We start from the raw sequence: 22,973 nt of genomic DNA, 5'->3' as shown, positions 1-22,973 counted from the left end.
CTTACTCCGTAATCGCCGATTCAGGCAGCGCAGATTGATTCCTTCTCATGTAGATAACATCAATCACATATACTGTTTTGCCCTCTTCTTTTATTACGAAATAGATAAAATAGTTCTTCACGATCAATCGACGAAACCCTTTTTTTCCCCACTTTTCTTCATCGCCACTTTCAAAACGAGACGGCATAGTACGAAGATTTCGTATTTCATGACAAAACTCATTTGCTAAAACGATTGCAGCCTCAGGATTCATTAAATTATAAGTAATATAATCAGCGATCTGATCCATCGCTCTGGCCGCGCGCTTCGTAACCTTAACGGTATATTCATTCATGAATCGCAACGTTGATTCGCTGAATGAGTCGATCAAAATATTCATCCGCCGGCTCAGCCTGATCTGTCATTGTCTGACGGTAACCCTCCTCCATCCGGGCGTTGAACTCCTCATCGCTCATTTCATCACGAGAAAGCGGCCGTTGGACCGATACGCCCGGACGGAATGGGAGCCCACGCTGAAGAATGACCTGCCGGTAAAACATGTTGATCGCCGTTGAAGCGGGGATCCCGATCTGACTGAAAATCGCCTCCGCACGTTCCTTGATCTCCGGTTCAACCCGGGCGATGACGTTTGCGCTTTTTGTCGCCATACTGCACCTCTCTTTCTGCTGTCATTATACCATTTGTATAACGAACTGAGATACAAAAGAAACTATCTGCCGCAGAATCCCGGAGCGACAAGGGACGAATCTGACTGCGAATTTGCAATATAATTTGTCATCCAATTGAAGTCTTCCGCTCGTGTCGATCCTCTTCCAGCAATAAAAACGGCCTTTATACTTAATAAACTCCCCTTCATTGATTTCATAGTTGCTTAGCGCAGGGTTTTCGCTGAGAATATGGCTCAGACGCGACTTTTCAAGCAATCCTTTCCGTGTCACGCAAAAACCGCCTGTGCTTTTGCTGCCTGAAAGAAGAATAACCCTGCCCTCTTTAGCGATCGCGTATTCTTCAACCGCCTGCGCCGGCAGTAAAACCGCCCCGTCAGAATGGATCAGGGAAATCCCGAAAATAAATTTTCCGCCTTTGTTCATCTGCGGCATTTGCTGCCTCCATCTACGTCTGATACACAAAGGGCCAGCGCGTTAACCGATGAATCGGAAATTCACTGTTTCCCGTCTGATTCCACATTTTTCGCAGTCAACTCAGAATCCGATTGTCCAGTAAAAAATTAATCAACCCGACCCTGACGATTCCGGTCTCATCGATCCTCGGCTTCATGTAATCGCGGACGACGATGATCTTCTTAAAAGAATCGCCGATCCGGTTCAATGACGCTTTTTCCTGCGCCATTTTTTCAGAATCCGGAATCTCGTAAGCGGATTGGATATAGTACCGCTCGCTCCCCCGATTCACGACAAAATCGATCTCATGCGTTTTCCGAACCGTCAGCCCATCGACATTCTTTGAATAAGATTCGACCAACCCGACGTCAACGCTGAACCCACGGCATCGCAATTCATTAAAAATAATATTCTCCATCAGGCGGTTTTCTTCAACCTGACGGAAATTCAGCCGGGCGTTCCGTAATCCAACGTCTTCAAAATAAACTTTATATGGCGTTTCGATATAACGCTTTCCTTTTACGTCATACCGCAGCGCTTTCGAAACGATAAACGCGTCCTCCAGGCAGGAAATATAACGATCGATCGCGCTCCTCGAAAAAGCTGAATTCTTCACCGACCGAAACGTTTTCTCAAGCTTCGACGGATTGGTCAACGACCCGACCCCAGACGCAAGAACGTCCAACAATTCATCAAGATTCTCCGCGCCTCTTAATCGATTCCGATCGATCATGTCCCGCTTGTAAACCGTATCGAATAAGTCGACGAGATAGGCTTCCTTACTCTCTTTCGAACGGTAAGTCAGAACCTGCGGGAGTCCGCCATAGATAAAATAATCGTCCCATGCCTCCTGCCGATCCGCGTACGCCGTTGCGAATTCAGCGAAACGGAGCGGATGCAGCCGAACGACGTCGCCCCGCCCCCTGAATTCAGTGACGATATCCGAAGATAAAAATCTGGAATTACTTCCGGTTACGTAGACGTCGACATTCTGAAGCTGCAAAAAACCGTTCAGCACCTCGACAAAATCGGTCATCAGCTGAACTTCGTCGATAATAATATAGTGCGTTTGAGAATCTTTTATCCGTTCCGTCACGTAAGCGTAGCTGAACTCCGGATCGCGGTATCTCCGATTCGCAACGCCTTCGAGCGAAAGGCGAATGATATGCGCGTCGTCAACCCGCTCGGTTCGAAGATGCTCAATAAATAAATTATTCAAAAGGAACGACTTTCCGCAGCGCCTGATCCCGGTTACGATTTTAATCAGACCGTTGCCTTTCCTTTCGATCAATTTTTCCAGATAGAGATCGCGCCTGATGATCATTGAGGCTCCTTTTTCTGTGTGTCGCCACATTTTTAAGAATTATATCGCGCAAGCCGCACCGCCGGAGATCCTGACGGCGGCTAAATCAGAAAAACCGCATGACCACGGGCCTGACTTCGATCCAAAATTCGAAAATCCAGCGCGTCCGTGCGCTTCCCGACGGCCCATGCACCGTCGCTTCGGAACAGCCGTATAATTCAGGACTACTGCAACATGATCGTATCGTCGATTCAACGATCCCGGGGAAGTTATTCATGCGGCGGCCACGATCCTTTCAAGGCGGATCGCCGAAAAGCCTTCAACGCTTACGAATTGCCAGAAGCTTGCAATGGACGCACGGAAAACGGAGTAAGTCGAATGAACTCAAAAAATATCGCAGCGGACGAAACTTATAACCGGTTAACTGCATTGACCAAGGATAAAAATCATTGGAATGAAGCGATTCTCTTTGTCGGAGAACGGCTGACCGATTCCTCGGACAGGATCAAAGAAAAATCCATCTGGCTCATCGGAGAAATGGGGCTGAAATATCCGAAAAAAGCGGAGCCATATATCAGCATTTTAGCGAACTATTTAAAAAACGAGAACCCGAAAATTCGGGAACGGGCCGCGGGAGCCTTAGGACGGATCGGACGCGCGGACGATAAACTCGTAGAGCCTTATTTGAACGGCCTGTTCGCTTTAGCGCGGGACCCGGTCCCGACTGTCAGAATGAACTTTATCTGGGCCTGCGAAAATATTGCGACCAACGCTCCTCACCGATTCGAAAATAAAATGGGGATTTTCCTCGCTTTGCTTGAGGACGCTTCCGACAGGGTTCGGATCGAAGCGCCGGAAATTTTCCGGGTCATCGGAAAAAGGAAGCCGAACTACGTCAAGCCGTATCTTCCAAGGCTCGAACGGCTTGCGAACGAAGATCCTCATAAGGTTGTCCGGATTCATGCGGCGGGGGCGATCCGCGCAACCGTATTTCAGCCCGGCCAAACACTGGAATAAAAAGCCGCCAAATACTGGAACGAAAACCAGCCATTTACTGGAATAAAAAAGCGCCAAACACTGGAATTCCACTATAATTCAGCGTATCAGAGAAAGGCGGGCATCATGCCAAAAAATTACATACCGAGAATAATGGATAAAATCCTTGAGGAACGCCTGAGCTTCAAGAGCGCGGTTCTGATCGAAGGCCCAAAATGGTGCGGAAAGACGACAACGGCAAAACAGATCTCAAAAAGCGTTTTAGCGATGGATCAGCCGGATTTAGCCAGACAATACCGGGAAATGGCAGAGTTGAATCCAACGCTGCTATTGCAAGGCGAAGTCCCGCGGCTCATCGACGAATGGCAATTAGCGCCGAATCTCTGGAACGCCGTCAGGTACGAGGTCGACCAAAGAGATGAATTCGGGCAATTCATTTTAACCGGGTCCGCCATCCCGGCGGAATTAAATCCATCCACGCATACCGGAACCGGAAGAATCTCAAGATTGCACATGCGGCCCATGAGCCTGTTCGAATCCGGAGAATCCACAGGATCCGTCTCGCTGCGTGACCTCTTCGACGGAAAGATCATCTCCGCAACAGATCATCACACCTTAGAAGAAATCGCTTTTTCAATCTGCAGAGGCGGCTGGCCAAAATCGATCGGACTGCCAGAGAAAAGCGCCCTGTTTCAAGCGATCGACTATTTCGAGTCGATTCTATCGAACGACATCAGCAGAGCCGACAACATTCGAAAAGATAAAGAGAAAGCAAGACGGCTATTCAAATCCTATGCCAGGAATATTTCAACACAAGCCTCGCTCGAAACGATTCGACAGGACATGTTAGCGAATCAGATGGATACTTTCGACAGCGCAACTCTGTATTCTTATATTGACGCGCTGAAAAAGATATTCGTTATCGAAGACACACCTGCCTGGAACCCAAACCTGCGATCCAAAACGGCCATTCGAACAACCGACACACGATACTTTACCGACCCCTCGATCGCGGCGGCAGCGTCAGGAATCGGGCCGCAGGATTTATTAAACGATTTGAATACAATGGGATTATTTTTTGAAAATCTCTGTATCCGGGACCTGAGAATTTACGCGGAACCCTTAGACGGCTCAATTTATCATTACCGAGATAAAAACGATCTGGAGTGCGACGCTGTCCTTCATCTGCGGAACGGCTCGTATGCCTTAATTGAAATCAAATTAGGCGGCGACACGCTGATCAACGGAGGCGCAGACAATCTCAAAAAACTCGCATCCAAAATCAATACGGATCGAATGAAAGAACCGTCCTTCCTGATGGTGCTCTGCGCGAAAGCCCCTTTCGCTTACAGGAGAGAAGACGGCGTTTGGATTGTGCCGATTTGCTGCCTAAAGCCCTGAACACGGGGGGTACGAGAAGCGCCCAGCATCAACACTGATAGATCTGGGACAACGGAAATAAAAAGACACGCTTCTGTTCATAGAGCAGGTACAATTCTTTAAGTGGGCGACTCTTTACCCATCGCGCCCATAAGAAGGAAAACCGCATGACCACGATCCTGACCTCGATCCAAAATCCGAAAATCCAGCGCGTCCGCCGGCTGAGAGCACAGAAAAAAGCGCGCGACGAAGAAGGAAAATTCATGATTGAAGGCGTCCGCCTCGTCGAAGAAGCCCTTCGTCAGAACGCGCTTCTCGAAACGATCTTTTACGCCGAACCGGCGCCCGCGCGCGTCCGTACGCTCCTTGACGACGCGCGCGCCGTCGGAATCGAAACGATCGAAACCGCGCCGACGCTGATCGACGCGATTTCCGATACGCGAAACGCGCAGCCGCTCATCGCGATCGCGCAAAAACGCGATCTCCCGATCCCGAACGAACCAACGTTTATCCTGATCCTTGACGAGATCCATGATCCCGGGAATCTGGGGACAATCCTGCGGACCGCGGCGGCGGCCGGGGTTGACTGCGTGCTGCTCTCGCCGGGCTGCGCAGATCCGAGCGCGCCAAAAGTCGTCCGCTCCGCGATGGGGGCGCATTTTTCGATTCCGATTTACGAACTGAACTGGGACGAGATTCGAACCTTTTTCAGCAGCCGTCCCGAAATCGTAATCTGCGCCGCGGCGGTCGAAGACAGTGAAAATTTCTGGCTTTCAGACTATACGAAAGCGACCGCGCTGATCCTCGGCTCCGAGGCGCAGGGAATCGGCCCGGACGCCGCGGCGCTTGCCCGGCGGAGAATCCTGATTCCGATGACCGGACGGATCGAATCGATGAACGCCGCGATTGCCGCGGCGATCCTGATGTACGAGGTGCGCCGTCAGCGGTCGCTCTGACGATTCGCGATCGCTCCCTCTTTACGGAAAGGAAACGCATGACAAACCCGATACCGGCTCCAAAGCTTTCGAAAACCGACTGGATCGATCTGGCGCTGGCCGCCGAACTCACCCCTGACGGAGGGCTCGGCCCCTCTGCCCACGCCGCCTGGACCGTCGTCCGCGCTGCCGCCGGCCAATACCGGCTCCGCGCTCAGCTCGTCCTGATCGGGCCGACCGCGCCTGAATCCGCCGCGAAGCTGACCCGCCTCGGCGCCGATCGCCTTTTCATCTATGAACCGAAGGAAACGTTTTCGGCCGCCGACGCGCTGCGCGCGTTCTGCGAAGATTATAAGCCCGCCCTGTTGGCGTTCCCGAACGAGCTGCGAACGGAAGCTGAGACGGCTGCGGCGATGATGGAGATCGAGCTTGCTTCGGAATGGGAAGGAGGGATCGAATTGGACCGCGCGAAAGACCTGCGTAGAGACGCGGGGAAGCTGGAACGCGTCGCCGCCTTCCGGCCGCAGCTGGTCGTTTTCGCCGCCGGACAGCAGACAATTCCGCTGCCTGCCGAAGAAAAAGCGATCCAGGAAATCTTCTTCTGCTTCCCATGACCCACTCCTGAGGCTGCTGAGAATTAAGGCTGTGAGGCGACCTGATCCTTAATAGAACCCCTGTTTTCGTCCGGAGACGGCGCGCCGCAGGCCAGAAAAAGAACCGGGGTAAACTTATTGAGAATACGCTTGGGGAACCGAAATCATTCTCAATAAGAGCGAAGTCATGGAAATCAGACGCGACGCGTACCTGAAGAAACTGATCCGGCGGAAAAAGAACGGACTGATCAAGGTCGTGACCGGTGTGCGTCGCTGCGGAAAATTCCTGATTCATTCCGAAAATTCATCGTCGTTCAGGAAAATCGCCGTCCACGCCCTGACGACAACGGATTTATTACGATCGGGATACGCCAGTTCCTGACCGATCCCGATATCCTCCGCTGAGACCGACGGGGATCTTCACATGAAACGCTCTATTTTGCCCGTCGGCCGCAGGAATCGATCCGCATCAACATGTACAGCGCCAAACCGCCGCAGCAGAGCAAAACGAGACCGCTCCGGATCAGGCTGACCGTGCCGGATTCGCCGAACGCTCCGGAAAGATTAAGGACCGCCGTAATCGGAACCACGTCGTTCAGCCCCGCCAACCCGGCGAAGACCGCGACGAAAGAATATACTTCGGCGACCAGCAGCGCCAGCCAGTATTTCTTCCGGTCGCGCGCGACGGTAACGATGATCGGGGAGATCGCGAAAAATACCCCCGCCCCATCAATCAGGTACATTTTCAGAAAAGAAATCACTGTCGCCGCCGTTAAATCCTGAACGTGAAGAATGGCTTCCGCCGCCAGCATGAACAGGAACAGCAGCAGGTAAAGGATCAGGCTGAAGATCAACGCAACAACCATTTTCACCGCAGACAGTCTTTTTTCATCGACCGGTACAAGTCGAAGCGAAACGATCGTTCCGTCATGATCCTCGCGGCAGATCAGATAGCTCCCCACGAGCGCAACGATCGCCGGCAAAACATAAAACGTCGCCAACGACTGCGCCGTGGTCAGCAGCCAGCCCGGACGGCTCGCGAAAGTTTCACCATAATGAACGAATTGCCCCTGCGCGATCACGGTCGCCGAGGCGAGCGCAACCGCGAAGACGCTGATCCATATGATTTTCGAACGGCGCAGTTTTCGCCATTCCGCCCAAAGCAGCGTTTTCACCCGATTCATATCCATGACCCTTTCACCCGTATTCGCGCCGCAGCCGCCGACCCGGCGCACCAGATTCCGATACAAAAGAACGCGTCGGGAAGATTCGACGGGCGGGATAAAACTACGCCGGGAACGTCGCGAAAAACGATTTCCATCGCGCTCGATATCGGATGAAGAAACGGATTGACTCCCAGCAGGATAAACCCGAAAAACGTATAAACGATTGTCAGGCAGACCGGCAGAAGGTAACCGCGCTGCGTCCCAGCCGCGGCGAGGACCGGCGCCGTCGTAAAGGCCGTCAGGGATCCGATCTCAAGACACTTTCGAAAAAGGAAGACGACAGCGTCCCGATCCGGCGTAACGCAGCCGGAAAGCAGCCCTGAAATTAACGACGCGGACGCGGAAACGAGCATGAAGCAAAGCGCGTAGATCATGACCATCAGAAACTTACTGAGAAAGAAGCTGGACCGATGAACCGGGACGATCCAGAATTGATAAAGGATCCCGAGGCGATTTTCGTCGACCATGAGCATACTGGCAAAGATTCCAAGCACGATGGGTAAAACGATCCACGCCGTATAGCTGAACGACGCCCATTTAAAGAACCGGATCGGATCCAGTCCCAACCGGCAATCGTCGCCGAAATAGAAAACGCCGACAAGCGGCATCAGCCAGGCGGCCAGGAGCATCCAGAAAACCGTACGCCTGCGCCGCAGCCGGAGGAACTCCGTCTGAATCAGGTTAAGCAATTCCCTCTCCTCCCGTTATACTCTTGAAATAGTCCTCCAACGTATGGCTGCAAAACCGGGATTCGTAAACGGCGACGTCCTCCAGTACGAGCGCTCTGTGGACCGCGCCGATATCCTCAACCGCGTCAAAAAGATGAAGCGTGCAGTCGTCCTGAACGGAATAACCCTTCATTCCAAAATCCCGTTCCAGGATCAGAACGGTTTTCGGAACGTCCGAAACCCGGAGCTCGATATAACGCCGGTCCCTTTTTGTCAGTTCGCTCAACGGGGCTTCCTCCAATAATACGCCGCGGTCAATAATCCCGATATCGTCGGCGAGCAGCGTGATTTCAGACAGGATATGACTGGATATCAGGATCGTTTTTTCACGCTCAACGACCAGCTTTTTAAGATAATCCCTGATCCCGGCGATTCCGATCGGATCGAGTCCATTCGTGGGTTCGTCCAATATCAGAAGCTCCGGGTCATGAAAAACCGCGTTCGCGATACCGAGGCGCTGCTTCATGCCCAAAGAATACGCGCCGAACAGCTTTTTATCCCGAACCGGAAGCCCGACCAGCCTCAGCGCGTTTTCGACCGCGTTCGCCGTCGGAACGCCGCGCAGCTTCGCAAAAATTTCCAGATTTTCCGTCCCGGTCAGGTTCGGATAAAAGCCCGGCGTCTCGATCATCGCGCCGATCCGCGGATAAATCCGCTCCTTCCGTTCCTCGATCCGCTCGCCAAATACTTTAACCTCCCCGGAATCGATCGGGATCAGCCCCAAAACGGCTTTCATTATTGTCGTTTTCCCGACGCCGTTCCGCCCGAGAAGCCCGTAAATCCGCCCTTTCCGGACATGGAGATCGACGTCATGAATCGCGGTTTCATGCCCGTATTTCTTCGTCAGCTTTTTCGTCTCAATCACAAATTCGTTCATTCGGCAGAAATTACCATCCTTTCTTAAGGATCGCTTTATCAGGCTTTTTCGTTGTTCTTTCAGGCTCTTTATTTTTTATGCGCAGGATGAATATACAGGAAATACAGACGCAGAGGAACAGGCTGCAAAGACAGCTCAGCATGTTCCAATGGACTGCTGGATCATAACTGCGATAGCGGATCAGGCCCAGGCTTGCAGTAATTGGGTAAACGTTCGCCAGCGTCATATTCCCCGAAGCAAACATACCGCCATAGCCATAAACAAACGCTATGATCGTCCCGATCAGGTGCCCGTTTGGAATACGAACCGTTAGCGCAATCACTGGCGTCACCGCAATATACAGAAACAGACAGTTCAAAATCATCTGAATAAATGTCTGAATAACGACCGCGACAGAAAATCCCGGAAATTCCAGCAGCAAGCTCGCAGCTATCGTAAACACCGCGCTTGCCAGCCCTAAAAACAAAGAAAGCAATGCGCAAGCAACCAGTTTCCCTGACAATAGACAGGAATAAGAAACAGGAATTACCATAATATTTTTAAGCGCGTTATCTTTTTCTTCTCTTGCTATGATATATCCGGCAATCAAAACAATACACATCGGAAAAATCGTCGTAACGTTGTTCTTGACGACCTGCTCAGAAAAGAAAGGAAATGTCCAGATCGTCCCATCCATTGCCGTAGTAGAAAAAATAGTCAGCAGAACGGAAAGCAGCATGAGGAAAACCCCGGACCAGATAATTCGATACCTTTTTAATTTCCAGATTTCGGTCTGAATCATGCGAATCATGTTATTCATCTCTCCTCACTTTATACAGGTAATCGATCAGCATGACAGACAGGAATGCCATAACGCTTAAAATAGCAACGGTCTGAGCTGTAGACGGAAACAGACGCTCTAACGCTTCTATATTTTCGCGTACGCCATGTTGAATCATATTTCCCGCGCTCCAAAGCGTTGTCAGAGGAATTGGCATGAGCCAGCACAATAATTTGGGCAGCGCGCCGAAACTGGCTTCCGCCGTCAAACTCAAAACGCTGTAAAATACGCAGAGCAAAATAGAAAAGATATAGGTTTTACTGAAGAAAACGACAAGAACAACTAAGGGCAAAGTTCCGCCCGTAATAAAGGCCCCCATTTCTAACGCCAATACCAATTTATAGAATATCCCTGTGACCTCCGCGCCCGGTGTAAAACCCCCGCAAAGGAACGCGGCAACGGCTGAAGCTAAACTGAATAATATTCCGAAAAGGAATAAAACAATAATTTTTGCAAGGACCATCTGTGTGCTTGTGACCGGAATCACCCGCAAATTTTTAAAAGTATCATGATCGCGTTCCATAAAAAACAGGTTCGCGGCAGTAATGCCGATCACACAGGGCAGCAGTAGCTCTACGCCATATCCCATCACATAACTGAAATACTCATTGAAATTAGCCGCCTCGCTTTCAATCGGAAAGGGCAGCGTCATGAACGCTGTGAGCGGAACAGGAAACAGGAAAGCAGAAAGTATGATCAGTAAAACAATTTTTTTGCGTTTTAATTTTGTGAATTCACAAAGCACAAGATTAAGCAATGCCTTCTCCTCCCGTTACCCGTTTGAAATAGTCTTCCAGACTTTCTTCGCAGGTATGCGCTTCATTGACTTCCAGTCCATTTTCCACAAAAGCGGCAACGAGTTTCCCAACCGGTAAATCGAGACAGTCCACTCGCAAACGATAATCGTCCTGAACCGAAAACCGCGTTTCGTTAAAAACTCGCTCCAATATCCGCGCCGCCTGCGCCATGTCGGAAACAGAAAACTGTACGAAACGACTGTTTCTCCGTTCCAGTTCCGCAAGGCTGCCTTCTTCCAACAGCGCGCCATGATCGATAATCCCGATATCGTCCGCCAATAACGCGACCTCTGACAGGATATGACTGGATATCAGGACCGTCTTTCCGCGCTGATCACAGAGCTCGCGGATAAAAGCGCGGACTTCCGCGATTCCGATCGGATCGAGACCGTTGATCGGCTCGTCCAATATCAGCAGCTCCGGATCATGCATGACGGCAAGCGCGATCGCCAGGCGCTGCTTCATTCCTAATGAATATTGCGAAAACAGCTTTTTATCCCGATACGGAAGCCCGACCAGCCTCAGCGCGTTTTCGACCGCGTTCGCCGTCGGAACGCCGCGCAGCGTCGCGAAAATTCGCAGATTTTCCGTCCCGGTCAGATTCGGATAAAAACCCGGGCCCTCAACCATCGACCCGATCCGGGGCAGAACTTTTTTCTCGTTCCCCCGCAGCGGCTTTTCCCAGAGCAGCACCTCTCCGGCGGTCGGATCCGTCAGCCCAAGCAGCAGCTTCATTATTGTCGTTTTCCCGGCGCCGTTCCGCCCGAGAAGCCCGTAAATCCGCCCTTTCCGGACATGGAGATCGACGTCATGAATCGCGGTTTCATGCCCGTATTTCTTCGTCAGCTTTTTCGTCTCAATCACAAATTCGTCCATCATTCAACTTCCTTCTCTTTACTTTAGCAGCGCAACCTTGCGTTAACCTTGCGGGAACGTTGAATTAACCTTGCAATCGGCTGAACGCAAGGTTTTCGGCAGGACTTTCGCGGTCGTAGCTCATGCAAAAGAGATCAAATACAGATAAACATATACATATGGATGCCATGAGTGCCGCGGTTGGCACTCATCCGTGATACCCAACCTTCGCCGCAATGACGATCAACGCAGACCGTAAAACCATCGTTATCGCCATCATACGCAGCCCCGCGGCCGGCTTCATCACAAGCGTTCTGAATCCGCCTGAGGCCTGCAGCGAAACTTTCCATGTCCTCAGCGTCGTAAAGCCTCCGACCGAATCAGCGGAAAAGCAAGCGTGAAAGAAGTCCCTTCCCCGACGCGGCTTTCAGCGCTGATCCGCCCGCCCATTTTCCCGGCCAGCTGGCGCGCGATCGACAGCCCAAGCCCGCTTCCCCTCTCGCTATCGGCCAGATCGCGCGTGTAAAGCCGGTTAAAAACCTGATCCAGCGCTTCTTTCGCGATCCCGACGCCGTTATCCGACAGCGTAAATTCAAAACAATCGTCCCGCTTCGACAGGCGCGCTTCAACGCGATCCGCGCGGCTATGAGAGACCAGATTCTGAATCAGGTTATTCAGGATCCGCGTGTAACTCCCGCTGTCCAGCGCCGCCGGAACCGACTCTTCCGCGATATCGATCTCAACCGCGATCCCCTGACTTTCGAAAATCGGGATCCAATCGATCAGGATATTCCGCGTCAGCTCTCCCGCTTCGACCGGAACGATTTCCATGACAAATTCGTCGGAATTCAGCTTGAACCAGTCAAATAAAACGTCGATATACGCTTTCAGGTCGTAAGCCTTCCGGCGCGCCGTTTCAATATATTCCTCGCGCTCCTTCCCTGTTACGATACCTTTCTGAGCCGCGTCGAGGTACCCGATCAGCGTCGTCAGCGGCGTCCGAACGTCATGCGACAGGCTCGTCATCAGCCGCTTATTCGTTTCCGCCGTCTGCCGGAACTGCGCCAGCCGGTCCTCATAAGCGCGAACAATCTCGTTCATCTCATACGCAAGCGGCGCGATCGGCTCTGACGGTCCGGCCAGGAGCCGGCGGTTCCCGTTCCCGTCCCGAACGTCGCGGAGCGCGCCGGTCATTTCAGAAAGCCGTTTCTTTACGCGCCAGAGCCGAACGGCGGAACCGATCGCCGCCAGCGTCAGGAAAATCAGGAACGCGATCAGAATCTTCATCCGGCGAGCTCAAACGTCCTTATTGAACCGATAGCCGATCCCTTTCACGGTCTGAAGATACCTCGGGCTCCCGGGATCGGCTTCGAGCTTTTTCCGCAGCCGGCTGATCACTGCCATGATATTGCTGTCGTCATGAAGATACGCTTCCTTCCATACCTCCTCATAGATCCGTTTCTTCGTCAGGATCCTGCCCTGATTTTTCGCGGCGAACAGCAACAGGTCGAATTCCTTCGGAGGGAGTTCAAACGAACCGGCCGCGGTCGCAACCGTCCGCAGGTCGAGATCGATCGTCAGTCCGTCGTAGATCAGCATCCGGGGCCCGTCGTCGGCGGGATTGAAGCGCGTGTACCGCCGGATCAGCGACAAAATCCGCGCCATGAGCTCCTCCAGATCGAACGGTTTCGTCAGGTAATCGTCCGCCCCGCCGCGCAGCCCGCGGACCTTCGAAGCGCTGTCGTTTTTCGCGGTCAGCATCAGGACCGGAACGCCGCTTTCTTTACGGATCTCTGATAAAACTTCAAAACCATCCGCGCCAGACATCATCACGTCTAAAATAACCAGCTGGTACCCGGTTTCCCTTAATTTCGCTAACCCGGCCCGCCCGTCGCGGCATATATCCGCATCGATATGCTCCCGCGAAACGCAGCGCTGAATCAAAGCGCAAAGCTGCCAATCGTCGTCAATGATTAAAATCCGGTTCACCCCATCCATTCTCCATTTCGCTCCGCATCCGCACCGCGCATTGTCAGCTCGATCCCACCGCAAAATTCGCCAGGTAAAACAGCAGGAACGCATGCGCCGGATAAAAAACGTAAAAGAAATATTTCATGCCCCGGCCTTTTTCATGATTGTAGCTCATCATCAGCGGCAGCGCCGCAATCATCAGCCATTGCACCGGAAGACCCAACTCACCCGAAATCATCTCAGCGCTGAACTGGGCGATACAAAACAGGATATACGCCGCGCAAAACAGCTCCTTCCTGTCCTTAAGGAAGTACATCAGAACGCCGAGCGCAACGAATTCAAAACCGTATTCGTTCAGGTACAGATTCGGAACGATCCCGGTGATCGTGTCGCCGCTCAGCCCTGGCAGGGATGGAAAAACCGCGCGCAATATCCGCTCCGCATAGATATATAAAACCTGAACCGCGAAAATAACGCTGAACAGGACAATCCCCCGCTTCCGGTCTTTCTGGAAAATTTCGATCGTACTGATCAGCGCGCCAACAAGAAACAGGCTCAGGAAAATATTATGAAATCCGAAGCCGTTTTCGGTTGGGAAATAAGAATCGACAGCGTAACAGAAGACGGTCATGAAGATACTCAACAGGTACAACCGCAGCAGGTAAACCTTGCGGCTGCGCGTATAGTGATACCCCCAGACCATACAAAACAAAAACAACGGATACGCCATCCGTCCGATACAGGTCAGGATCAAAGGCGCGCCCAGCGACGGGGCGAAAAAGTACAAATAAACATGATCCAGCAGCATGAACGTCGCAGCCAACATTTTTAACCCAAACGTACTCATCCCGTTTCCTTCCAGATATCCGCTTTTGATTTTAAATACGACATCCCGCCCAAAACGTTTCATTGCAAAAATAATTATCTAATTATCAAAATAAAGAAACATGTCGACTTATTCTGGAAAAACGGCGAAACCCGCCGCGGGGCAGATCACGAAATCCGCGATCAGCGCGTCGCCGTCCCGCGTCCCGCCGACGAGGCAATCCGCCCGATGCGGGACCTGCCCCGAAAGCGCGCCGATCGGAATGACGACGTCCACGTTTTCCCGATTCAGGAGAACGAATCCAAGCCGGTCGAACGGACGCGGACGGTACGCCGCCCAGGGATTCGCGCTCGTCAGCCCATCGTCAGCGGCGAACCAGCGCGGGTACAGCAGCCGTCCAACGCGCAGCTCCGACGCCGACGCAATCCGCGTTTCTATCCGCTCCCCCGCCGTCATCCCCCGTTCAGCGAGCCACTCGACCGCGCTCTCCCGACCCCGGAGCGGAACGACGCGATCCGAACGGAGCCGCCCGCTCAGCGCCGGCGCAGCCCCGATCAACGCCATGACCCCAATCAGCGCGGCCGCCCGTACCACGGAAAACCGATTCCGTTTCCCGGACGCCTCGGAGACGCGGGAATCCGCCCCCAGTTCGTCGCTGAACCGAAACGCCAGCGATACCCATTCGCTAACCATCGCCGCGCCGATCGCGAAAAACAAACATATGAACCAATCCGCCGGTAGATTAAAGCGCCACCCCGAATAGCGGCCAATCGACGATGATAATAAATAAACCAGACAGACGCCCAGCGGGATCGCAGCCCCGCGCCTTCGCGCCGCCCAAAATCCGATCGCCGCGAAAACGGCCAGCCCATAAAACTCCCAGACACGGAGATTCGCGAGCCGGTTTTCCAGATCCTGATACGCGCCGTCGCCGCGGTCGTTCCAGGTCAGGCCGCCGTCCAGCCGCAGCGGTAAAACCATCGCGCTTTCGGCGATCGCTTTCGTCCAATGGTTCAAAACAAAAGAAGCGGTCTCGCCCGGCCGCGTCCGGATAAACGCCAACGCCTCGCGAGCCATCCGGTTCGAAAACGATTCGGCAGATTCGCCGGGAACGCGCGTCGGTTCATAAAGCGGGTCGCCCGAAAAACGCCGCGTCAGCTCATATCCATGGATCGAGGCGTCCTCCAGAACCAGGCTCCCGGTCAGCGCCGCGCTCCGGATCAGCGCGCCCATCAGGACAAGTCCCGCCGCGCAGACGAACCCCGCCAGCGCCGCCGCTTTTACCCGACGCGGAACGCCGCGCCGGAAAACGATCGCGCCGGCGAAGATCGGGGCGACGGCGGCGAACTGCGACCGGATCAGCAGCCCCAGCCCAAAGCAGCCGCCAACAGCCGCCCATTTCAGCCATGCGTCCCATTCCGAAGCGCGCCGGTACGCCCAGACCGCCGCGTTAACCGCCGCCAGCAGCGCCAGCAGCATCGGCAAATCCGACAGGAACATTTTCGAGCTCGAAACGCCGAAATACGGCGCCATATACAGCGTATTCAACTCGCGCAATATCGCGATCCCAGCCGCGATCGCGCCCGCCCCTTCGCCATGCAGCTGGGCTCCAAGCAGGAACAGCAGCGCCGGAATCAACGCCAGCGTTCCGGTCAGCAGGTCAATCGTCAGCAGCCAATGACCTCCCGCGACGCGAAACAAAAGCGACAGGAAACCGACGAAAAGCTGCCGCGAGACGACCGTTTCCTTCAGCCCCAGCCCCACCAGAATCGATTCAGCCCAGACCGCGAAATACGCCGCGTCCGACGCCGGATACGGGACGCCGTTCGGTTCCGCGATTTCCATGAAATAACTGTTCCGGAGGACTTCTTCGGTCGGGACGGAAATCCAAAGCCACGCCGTCAGCGCCCAGATCGCGAAAAAACCAGCGAAACGAACGACCCGTCGGCTTCGCTCAGGGGAGAATCGCTTCGAAAGCGCGCGCCGCGCCGCGGAGGAATGCTGAACGAACGCCGCCGCGCCGAGGAGCGCGGTCGCCAGCTGTCCCCAATGGATCGACATGCCGGGCGGCTGCCAATCGAAAGGATCCGGCGCGAAACCGAACCGGATCCGGACGAAACCGGGAACGCCGACGACTATCCCGATCGCGGTCACGGCTGCCACGGCGATCAGGACCCGCCGAAGCTCCCGTAAAGCGACGCGCGGTCCTTCCGGAACAATTGAGCAGAACCCTGCGCTCCAAAGCGAAACGAACGCCAGCCATAATCCGACCGGAACGAGACGCGCCATAATCGCCGGCGCGGCGTCCGGGAGCCAATAGAGAAAACAGATCAGCGCGCCCGACGCGAGCAGGAAGAGCGCGATCAGCCCCTGCGTCAGACCGCGGCGCGCGCGCAGAAAGAAACGCCAGAACCGGCAGCGGATTCGCTCCGACCGCGGCAGCGTCACGCCCGCCGCCAGCAGGATCCCGAGAACCGCCCCCAACGCGAAGAGAATCGCCAGCCGTGGCGCCGAGTAACCGAAGAGCAGCGCCGATCCGATTTCCGACCGCTCCGACGCGACCTGAAAAAACGCCGCGCCCGTCGCGAGCGTCAGCCCGAGCCAGCCGGCTCCGACACGAAACGCCGCCGGACGCGTTAAAGAAGCGGACGGATCCGCGCCGTTCCCGCTCACGCCCATCCGCATTTTTACCCTGTCCTCATCTTAAAAAAGTTCATCAATCAGCGCCTGTCTCCACAAATTCCAAATCAGTTTCCTATAGAATTATAAGCTATGCCTGCCCTGGTACGGGGCCTACCCTGGTACGGGCCCGACCGGGCCGGGACGAATGATATAATAGAACATATGGCAACAAAAGCAAAAAAACCGACGCCGGCAAGCGCCCCGAAAACCAGAAAAACCTCCGCCAGCCCCTCGTTCCGCGAGGATAAAAAGCCGGCGATTCGCGCCCGTCAGAAGCAGAAAAAAACCGGTCTCTCCTGGCTCAGGCCAAAATTCTCGCTCGCGTCGCTCCCAAAGCCGTCGGTTCTGGTCGAAATCGGGTTAACGGCCGCCGGAATCGCGCTGATTTTTTTTGCGCTGATCGCCTATGGACAGCTTCGCTTCGGCGAACAGACGATTTTCGGGAATGGGTTCGGAGATTTCGCAACGCGCTTTTTCGGTCGGACAGCTTCGTTCGGACTTGTCGTCGTCTTTTTCTGCGGCCTGTATCTCGCGGTCGTCCGCAGGATTAATTCCAAACCGTTTTCCTTCAACTGGAAGCTTTTCGCCGCTTTCCTCGGCGTTTACTTCTATATCAGCTGGGTCATCCAGCGCTTCAACGTCACCGGCCATCCGTTCCAATCGGTCGAATTCGGCGGCGGACTGGCCGCGGCAGCGGTCGACCGGTTTTCGGTCGCAGCGATCGGTACGATCGGAACGGCAACCCTGCTGATCTTTCTTGGAATGCTGATCGCGTTCCTGGTCTGGGACAAGTCGGTCCGGCTCCTGCCGGAAAACTGGGAAATGAAGCTGAATTTCACGCGGAAACTCGTCCGCCGTATCAAGGCGCTGCTGCTGATCCCGGACGACGAAAACGTCGCGCCGGAAACGGAGATGCAGCTCCAGCTCAGGCCGCTTTCCGAAGCCGCGAAGGAAGCCGAAGAAAAAGAACTGTCTTTCCAGTCAAAGCTCAAAGCCTTCCTCCAACAGCGCCAGACGAAAGAGACCGAAGCGCCTCCCCAAAACGAGGAGGACTGCCCAAAAGTAAACGCGGAAATAAACGAACCGGATCCAGACGCGGCCGAAGAAACGTTTTCGTCGACCGCGCGGCGAAAACGCGCGGCCGAATTCACGCCAACCAGGCCCGGCGACCCAGCGCTCCGCGACAAGGACGGAATTATCCATGTCCGGCCGTTCGCAACCCGGGCCGACCTCCCGCCGCTGCGAATCGAAGACGATCCGGACGAAGCGGACGCTCCGGTCAAGCCTGAAGCTGACGGATACCTCAGCGAGATCTCACCCGCCGAATCGAGCGGAAACAGCGACAGCGCGGGAGATCCGGCCGCCGAAGCGAAGCCGGCGAAGCCAAAGGCGCGCGTTTTCGTCGCCCCCAACCTTGAACGCCTCGTCGCCGACAGCCGCCGGCAGCCGGATGTCGCGCATTCCGGTTCCGAATGGACGCTGCCGGACGCCGAGGTCATTCTCGACCCCGTCCCGGAAAACAACGATAATCAGCAGGACCCGGAATTTATCCGCCGTTCAACCGAAATCATCGAAGAAGTTCTCCGATCGCAGAATGCCCCGGGGACTGTCGTTGACGTCCGCTGCGGCCCGACGTTTACCCAGTTCGGCGTTCAGCCCGGTTTCGTCGAAAAAGCCGGACGGCAGGTTCGCGTCCGCGTCAACAAAATCGAAAGCCTGATCAAGGATCTGGAGATGAACCTCGAGGTCCGGCAGCTCCGTATCGAAGCGCCAATTCCAGGGAAAACGTATATCGGAATGCAGGTCCAGAACCCGAAGCGGACGACCGTCCCGCTCCGCGATATCCTTGGAAAAGGCGACTTCCGAAAATATCGAAACGGGCTGCCGATGTCGCTGGGAATCGATATTAACGGTGACGTCCATTGTATCGACCTGACGCGCATGCCGCACCTGCTCATCGCCGGTGAAACCGGGTCCGGGAAATCGGTCTGCCTGAACGTCATTTTAGCGAACCTGCTGATGTACAACGCGCCCGACAAACTGAAGCTGATCCTGATCGACCCGAAACGCGTCGAGCTCTCCGCTTACGCCGGCGTACCGCACCTGCTCACGCCGGTCATCACGGACACCGATAAAAGCGCCGACACGCTTCAATACGCGCTGGCGGAAATGGAACGGCGGAACCTCTACTTCCGCGACATGAATTCGCGCAATATACAGGATTACAACCAGAAATACCCGGATCAGGCGCTTCCGTACATCGTGATCGTGATCGATGAATTGGCGAGCCTGATGATGACCAACGGTCCGGAAATCGAGCAAAGCGTTACCCGCCTGGCGCAGATGGCGCGCGCGATGGGGATCCACCTGATCGTCGCGACGCAGCGCCCTTCCCGCGAAGTCATCACCGGGACGATCAAGGGGAACCTTCCCTCGCGGATCGCGTTCCATGTCCCGTCCAACATCGACAGCCAGGTTATTCTCGACCGCCCCGGCGCGGAACATCTTTTCGGACAGGGCGACATGCTGCTGATGACGGTTGAAAATCCAAACCTGCAGCGGCTCCAGGGCGCGTTCGTTTCAAATAAGGAAATCCAGCGGCTGGTCGCCTACTGGAAAACGCAGAGCGCCCTGACCCCGACCAGCGCGCGCGAAGTCGCCGTCCTCAGCAACTTTACCGCGCTGCAGGCCATGCTCGCGGAAAGCAGGCCGGCGGCCGAACCCGCCGACGACGACGGGCTCGGGACGTTCAACCCGCTCAACCAGACCTACACGTTCAGGGAGAAAACGATCGAGAACGCCGATTCCGTGCTGGGGACCGCGATCCGGTCCGCGATCCGGAACCGGCGGATTTCAGCGACGTCGCTCGTCACTGAGCTTGAAATCGGCTACACCCGCGCCTCGAAAATCCTGTACCAGCTCGAAGAACTGGGGATCATCGTTCAACAGCCCGACAATCACGCCAGCCCCTGGCGCGTTGTCGAAAACGGAGATGAAGGCGAAGGCGCAGTCGCGGACGAGGAAGCCGCAGCCAAATGATCGATATCGATCTCGACCGCGGTTACTTTGAAATCGGCGTGTTTCACCCGCTGCATTGGGAAAATGTCGGGACGCTCTGGCGAAGCGCGTATCAGCTCGGCGCGGCCGGTATTTTCACGATCGGGAACAAACCGAGACGGCAGCCGACCAACCTCTGGCACGCGGATCATCGGATTCCGCTCCGCCGCTACGAAACCTTTGAAAACTTCTGCGCTAATCGCCCGATCGGCGCGCGACTGATCGGCGTTGAATTCGGCGGCGAACCGCTCGCCTCCTTTACGCATCCGCCCATGGCGGTTTATCTTCTCGGCTCGGAAGCGAACGGCCTCCCGGAACGGATCCTGAAAAAATGCGACGCGGTCGTCGAAATCGAATCTGTGAACGCGATGTCGTTCAACGTCGCCGCGTCCGGCACGCTCGTGATGTACACGCGCGAAATCCAGCTTCGCCGCCGCTGACCCGCCGCGGGGAACGCGGCGCCGCGGTTTATCCGAAAAATTTCTTCGCCGCTAACGCGGATGCCTCGGGCTTCCCCGATTCCGTTCCAAACAGCTCGCGCCAGAAAGCCTCGTCGTAGCGCCGCGAACGCACCGGCAGCGGCATCGGCACCCCGTAACCGACGAGCAACACTTCTTCCTTCGGCTGGAGCCGGGAGAGCATTCCGCGCAGCGTATCGCGCCCAGACAAACCAGACAGCACCGCCGCAATATCGCCGTCGTCGCCAAGCCACCCCGAAATCCGCGTCCCGAGCTGCGACATAACTTCGTCATAAATCTGCGACGGGCGCTGGTCGATGACCAGGAGCGTCACCGAATACTTACGCATCTCGCGCGCGATCGCCGCGAACGCCGTCTGCGACGCCATTTCCCGATTCAGCAGCTTATGCGCCTCCTCAAGCGCGATCACGAGCGGATAAGGATTTTTCAGCGGATCGTGGTACCCCTCGTTCGTCCGCCGTTCCCATTCGGCCCGGATCAGCCGCGTCAGAACGTTCGTCACCAGCAGGTAATCCAAATCCGACTCATAACCCCCGAACGACAGCACGACCGATTTTCCCGCCGACAGGACGTTAATCATATTGCCGACCGGATCGCCGGCAACGTTCGGGCGGATATACGGCTTACTGAAAACCTTTCCCAACTTCGTATACAGCGCCGACACCGCCCCTTCATGCAGCTTATTATCGCGCGCCCACTGCGCCAGTTCATCCTCGCCGCCGCTTCCCAGCTTCCGGAACGCCTCGAACCAGCCGGTCCCGAACGCCTGAAACAGCTGGTTCAGCGTCGTTCCGGTCGTATCGCGCAAATTCAGCTCTGCCGTCAGCATCTCGATATCGGACGGGTACAGGTCGGAGCTTTTCAGGACAAGCTCGATATCGACCCGGCGGGAACGGATTTTCGCGCCTGCGCCCAGTCCGGCGACCATGACCTTCGGTCCAAATTTATCCTTCAGCCCCGGGACCTCTTTCCCGGTATCCGGCGACCGGTCGCCATATGAATATTCGTTATGCATATCGAAAACCAGGACGGACGCTTCGCCGCTTTTCAGCAGCCCCGCCAGGATCAGTCGCGTCAGGTACGATTTCCCCGTTCCGGTCGCGCCGAAAATTCCCGACGATCGCTCGACCAGCTTTTTCAGGTTGATATGGACCGGATGGCCCTGTTCGCGCGTCGTCCCGATCACAAAGCTGGCGTCGCTTTTTCCGCCGGCCGAACGCAGGCTGAAAACCGCCGCGACGTCGAAACGGGAAGCAAGGTAGACGGGCGCATGGTGCGCCGGAACGGTCTTGATCGGCAGGACGCCCGGGTTCTCGATATCCTGCGGCCGGTAATCCGGATCGTCAATATCGCCGCCGACCTCCTGCATCAGGACCGGCATCACTTCCATTTCAGTATACAGCGCGTTTTCGTTCAGGATCGCCGCGTAAACCGGCTTAAACCGCAGCTCCGCGCGTTCCAGCGAGAAGCGCGGGTCGGCCGAACGCAGCGACAAATTCACCGACAACCCGTAATAACGAACGCCCAGGCTCTCGATAACGACGAATCCGCCCTCGCGAACCGTCGTCGCCGGAACCGTCAACCGGACGGTAATCCCTTCTTTCAGGCTCCCGCCGATAACGTATCCGATTAAATCGCGTTCCAACCCCATTTTTCGCGCCTACCTTTCCCCGCCGGCCGCCGCGTCCAGATCGCTCAACGCGCCCAGAACGTCGTTCAACCGGTCAAAATCGCCGTTCATCAGGTTCATGATCTCGCCCACCGCGCGCCTTTCCCAATCCTCTGCCGAACCGAAAACCGCCGCATGCGCGCGGATCGCTTCGCGGAAATGAGCCGCGACGAGTTCCTCGACCGGATAATCTCCGCCGCGGAGAAGATGCCGGAAGTAGCCGAACCGCCCCCCGCCGCAGAATTCAACGATCTCGGCGTCGCAGCAAACGTACAACTCATCGAGCGTCAGCGGCGGGCGCGGCGGAAGCAGGTGTGAAACGCGCCCATCGCTGCGCGATCCGACGAATAAAACCGTCAGCACGATCGGGACATTCCGGTTTTCCCGGGAATCGAGAATAATTTCGGGGTCGAGTTCAGCTCCGGAAGCTAACTGCCGAAGGAAGCCGTCCTCTTCCATCCGGATATCGGCAACCAGTCCAAAAATATCGCCGCCGCGATTTCCGATCGCAACGCGGACAAGCGATCCGAACGACGGGATTTCCTCCGCTCCGACGCGGAACGCCGCCGACGCGCCGCGTAAATGACTGGTTAAGATTCGCCCAAACGGGATTCCGACTGCCTCTGGCCCCATCGATCCATCTCCTTTTCACTCGATT

Annotated in this window: 23 protein-coding genes; 7 read left to right on the top strand and 16 right to left on the bottom strand. The window is 55.3% G+C overall.

From position 1 onward, the window contains the following. Position 1 precedes the first annotated feature (1 nt). The 4 genes from BEQ56_04240 to BEQ56_04225 form a co-directional block, all read right to left on the bottom strand. Entirely contained in the window at positions 2–334 is a 333-nt protein-coding gene (locus tag BEQ56_04240) for a hypothetical protein (protein AOH42753.1), read from the bottom strand. Beyond that, positions 327–647 carry a hypothetical protein gene (locus BEQ56_04235; GenBank protein AOH42752.1) on the bottom strand — a complete coding sequence of 107 codons (321 nt, stop codon included), beginning with the start codon at positions 645–647 and terminating at the stop codon, positions 327–329. The genes BEQ56_04240 and BEQ56_04235 overlap by 8 nt, the downstream gene beginning before the upstream one ends. A 24-nt stretch (positions 648–671) precedes the next feature. Then, complete coding sequence (locus BEQ56_04230) at positions 672–1,100, bottom strand: hypothetical protein (protein ID AOH42751.1); 429 nt, start codon at positions 1,098–1,100, stop codon at positions 672–674. 97 nt (positions 1,101–1,197) lie between these two features. Continuing rightward, positions 1,198–2,445 carry an AAA family ATPase gene (locus BEQ56_04225; GenBank protein ID AOH42750.1) on the bottom strand — a complete coding sequence of 416 codons (1,248 nt, stop codon included), beginning with the start codon at positions 2,443–2,445 and terminating at the stop codon, positions 1,198–1,200. Positions 2,446–2,802: 357 nt separating this feature from the next. Here BEQ56_04225 and BEQ56_04220 point away from each other — a divergent pair, with 357 nt between their 5' ends. The 5 genes from BEQ56_04220 to BEQ56_04200 all read left to right on the top strand — a co-directional run bounded on the left by BEQ56_04220 (position 2,803) and on the right by BEQ56_04200 (position 6,710). After that, complete coding sequence (locus tag BEQ56_04220) at positions 2,803–3,441, top strand: hypothetical protein (protein ID AOH42749.1); 639 nt, start codon at positions 2,803–2,805, stop codon at positions 3,439–3,441. A gap of 105 nt (positions 3,442–3,546) precedes the next feature. Further along, a complete protein-coding gene (locus BEQ56_04215; GenBank protein AOH42748.1) occupies positions 3,547–4,821 on the top strand; it encodes an AAA family ATPase in 1,275 nt (424 codons plus the stop codon). Positions 4,822–4,967: 146 nt separating this feature from the next. Continuing rightward, on the top strand, positions 4,968–5,756 hold the full coding sequence (locus BEQ56_04210; GenBank protein ID AOH42747.1) for a hypothetical protein: 789 nt from the start codon (positions 4,968–4,970) through the stop codon (positions 5,754–5,756). A gap of 38 nt (positions 5,757–5,794) precedes the next feature. Next, a complete protein-coding gene (locus tag BEQ56_04205) occupies positions 5,795–6,349 on the top strand; it encodes a hypothetical protein (protein AOH42746.1) in 555 nt (184 codons plus the stop codon). A 166-nt stretch (positions 6,350–6,515) separates the two neighbouring features. Next, on the top strand, positions 6,516–6,710 hold the full coding sequence (locus BEQ56_04200) for a hypothetical protein (GenBank protein AOH42745.1): 195 nt from the start codon (positions 6,516–6,518) through the stop codon (positions 6,708–6,710). 52 nt (positions 6,711–6,762) lie between these two features. On the opposite strand, the gene BEQ56_04195 is transcribed toward BEQ56_04200, so the two are convergent. The 10 genes from BEQ56_04195 to BEQ56_04150 all read right to left on the bottom strand — a co-directional run bounded on the left by BEQ56_04195 (position 6,763) and on the right by BEQ56_04150 (position 17,113). Further along, a complete protein-coding gene (locus tag BEQ56_04195) occupies positions 6,763–7,503 on the bottom strand; it encodes an ABC transporter permease (GenBank protein AOH44399.1) in 741 nt (246 codons plus the stop codon). 5 nt (positions 7,504–7,508) lie between these two features. Beyond that, the gene (locus BEQ56_04190) at positions 7,509–8,243 is read right to left on the bottom strand and encodes an ABC transporter permease (protein AOH42744.1); all 735 of its coding nucleotides are present in this window, start codon (positions 8,241–8,243) and stop codon (positions 7,509–7,511) included. Continuing rightward, positions 8,236–9,159 carry a bacitracin ABC transporter ATP-binding protein gene (locus tag BEQ56_04185; protein ID AOH42743.1) on the bottom strand — a complete coding sequence of 308 codons (924 nt, stop codon included), beginning with the start codon at positions 9,157–9,159 and terminating at the stop codon, positions 8,236–8,238. Before BEQ56_04185 ends, BEQ56_04190 begins: the two co-directional genes overlap by 8 nt. A gap of 10 nt (positions 9,160–9,169) precedes the next feature. After that, a complete protein-coding gene (locus BEQ56_04180; protein ID AOH42742.1) occupies positions 9,170–9,949 on the bottom strand; it encodes a lantibiotic ABC transporter permease in 780 nt (259 codons plus the stop codon). Position 9,950: 1 nt separating this feature from the next. After that, positions 9,951–10,736, bottom strand: coding sequence for a lantibiotic ABC transporter permease (locus BEQ56_04175; protein ID AOH42741.1), 786 nt, complete (start codon positions 10,734–10,736; stop codon positions 9,951–9,953). After that, a complete protein-coding gene (locus BEQ56_04170) occupies positions 10,729–11,652 on the bottom strand; it encodes a bacitracin ABC transporter ATP-binding protein (protein AOH44398.1) in 924 nt (307 codons plus the stop codon). Before BEQ56_04170 ends, BEQ56_04175 begins: the two co-directional genes overlap by 8 nt. A gap of 333 nt (positions 11,653–11,985) precedes the next feature. Further along, the gene (locus BEQ56_04165) at positions 11,986–12,918 is read right to left on the bottom strand and encodes a two-component sensor histidine kinase (GenBank protein ID AOH42740.1); all 933 of its coding nucleotides are present in this window, start codon (positions 12,916–12,918) and stop codon (positions 11,986–11,988) included. Between the two features lie 9 nt (positions 12,919–12,927). Further along, on the bottom strand, positions 12,928–13,620 hold the full coding sequence (locus BEQ56_04160) for a DNA-binding response regulator (protein ID AOH44397.1): 693 nt from the start codon (positions 13,618–13,620) through the stop codon (positions 12,928–12,930). Positions 13,621–13,663: 43 nt separating this feature from the next. Further along, positions 13,664–14,449 carry a conjugal transfer protein TraX gene (locus BEQ56_04155; GenBank protein AOH44396.1) on the bottom strand — a complete coding sequence of 262 codons (786 nt, stop codon included), beginning with the start codon at positions 14,447–14,449 and terminating at the stop codon, positions 13,664–13,666. A gap of 108 nt (positions 14,450–14,557) precedes the next feature. Next, positions 14,558–17,113 carry a hypothetical protein gene (locus BEQ56_04150; protein AOH42739.1) on the bottom strand — a complete coding sequence of 852 codons (2,556 nt, stop codon included), beginning with the start codon at positions 17,111–17,113 and terminating at the stop codon, positions 14,558–14,560. 159 nt (positions 17,114–17,272) lie between these two features. On the opposite strand from BEQ56_04150, the gene BEQ56_04145 reads away from it, so the two are divergent. Further along, positions 17,273–20,149, top strand: coding sequence for a hypothetical protein (locus BEQ56_04145; protein ID AOH42738.1), 2,877 nt, complete (start codon positions 17,273–17,275; stop codon positions 20,147–20,149). Then, positions 20,146–20,607 carry a hypothetical protein gene (locus BEQ56_04140; GenBank protein AOH42737.1) on the top strand — a complete coding sequence of 154 codons (462 nt, stop codon included), beginning with the start codon at positions 20,146–20,148 and terminating at the stop codon, positions 20,605–20,607. The genes BEQ56_04145 and BEQ56_04140 overlap by 4 nt, the downstream gene beginning before the upstream one ends. Positions 20,608–20,635: 28 nt before the next feature. Here the strand turns inward: BEQ56_04140 and BEQ56_04135 are convergent, their stop codons facing one another. Both BEQ56_04135 and BEQ56_04130 read right to left on the bottom strand, forming a co-directional pair. After that, positions 20,636–22,297: a hypothetical protein gene (locus tag BEQ56_04135; protein ID AOH42736.1), complete on the bottom strand. Its 1,662-nt coding sequence runs from the start codon at positions 22,295–22,297 to the stop codon at positions 20,636–20,638. A gap of 9 nt (positions 22,298–22,306) precedes the next feature. Continuing rightward, on the bottom strand, positions 22,307–22,948 hold the full coding sequence (locus BEQ56_04130) for a hypothetical protein (protein AOH42735.1): 642 nt from the start codon (positions 22,946–22,948) through the stop codon (positions 22,307–22,309). Between the last annotated feature and the right edge of the window lie 25 nt (positions 22,949–22,973).

This window comes from Anaerolineaceae bacterium oral taxon 439, from assembly GCA_001717545.1.
Classification (GTDB): domain Bacteria; phylum Chloroflexota; class Anaerolineae; order Anaerolineales; family Anaerolineaceae; genus Flexilinea.
Note: the sequence above shows the minus strand (reverse complement) of the source record. Positions and strands in the feature narration are given on the sequence as shown.

Bases quoted from the DNA above. Each gene is read 5' to 3' on its own strand.
- BEQ56_04165 (AOH42740.1), bottom strand. From the start codon at position 12,918: ATGAAGATTCTGATCGCGTTCCTGATTTTCCTGACGCTGGCGGCGATC.
- BEQ56_04240 (AOH42753.1), bottom strand. From the start codon at position 334: ATGAATGAATATACCGTTAAGGTTACGAAGCGCGCGGCCAGAGCGATG.
- BEQ56_04150 (AOH42739.1), bottom strand. From the start codon at position 17,113: ATGCGGATGGGCGTGAGCGGGAACGGCGCGGATCCGTCCGCTTCTTTA.
- BEQ56_04220 (AOH42749.1), top strand. From the start codon at position 2,803: ATGAACTCAAAAAATATCGCAGCGGACGAAACTTATAACCGGTTAACT.
- BEQ56_04135 (AOH42736.1), bottom strand. From the start codon at position 22,297: ATGGGGTTGGAACGCGATTTAATCGGATACGTTATCGGCGGGAGCCTG.
- BEQ56_04130 (AOH42735.1), bottom strand. From the start codon at position 22,948: ATGGGGCCAGAGGCAGTCGGAATCCCGTTTGGGCGAATCTTAACCAGT.
- BEQ56_04180 (AOH42742.1), bottom strand. From the start codon at position 9,949: ATGATTCGCATGATTCAGACCGAAATCTGGAAATTAAAAAGGTATCGA.
- BEQ56_04215 (AOH42748.1), top strand. From the start codon at position 3,547: ATGCCAAAAAATTACATACCGAGAATAATGGATAAAATCCTTGAGGAA.
- BEQ56_04235 (AOH42752.1), bottom strand. From the start codon at position 647: ATGGCGACAAAAAGCGCAAACGTCATCGCCCGGGTTGAACCGGAGATC.
- BEQ56_04155 (AOH44396.1), bottom strand. From the start codon at position 14,449: ATGAGTACGTTTGGGTTAAAAATGTTGGCTGCGACGTTCATGCTGCTG.
- BEQ56_04225 (AOH42750.1), bottom strand. From the start codon at position 2,445: ATGATCATCAGGCGCGATCTCTATCTGGAAAAATTGATCGAAAGGAAA.
- BEQ56_04230 (AOH42751.1), bottom strand. From the start codon at position 1,100: ATGCCGCAGATGAACAAAGGCGGAAAATTTATTTTCGGGATTTCCCTG.
- BEQ56_04205 (AOH42746.1), top strand. From the start codon at position 5,795: ATGACAAACCCGATACCGGCTCCAAAGCTTTCGAAAACCGACTGGATC.
- BEQ56_04170 (AOH44398.1), bottom strand. From the start codon at position 11,652: ATGGACGAATTTGTGATTGAGACGAAAAAGCTGACGAAGAAATACGGG.
- BEQ56_04185 (AOH42743.1), bottom strand. From the start codon at position 9,159: ATGAACGAATTTGTGATTGAGACGAAAAAGCTGACGAAGAAATACGGG.
- BEQ56_04210 (AOH42747.1), top strand. From the start codon at position 4,968: ATGACCACGATCCTGACCTCGATCCAAAATCCGAAAATCCAGCGCGTC.
- BEQ56_04145 (AOH42738.1), top strand. From the start codon at position 17,273: ATGGCAACAAAAGCAAAAAAACCGACGCCGGCAAGCGCCCCGAAAACC.
- BEQ56_04200 (AOH42745.1), top strand. From the start codon at position 6,516: ATGGAAATCAGACGCGACGCGTACCTGAAGAAACTGATCCGGCGGAAA.
- BEQ56_04140 (AOH42737.1), top strand. From the start codon at position 20,146: ATGATCGATATCGATCTCGACCGCGGTTACTTTGAAATCGGCGTGTTT.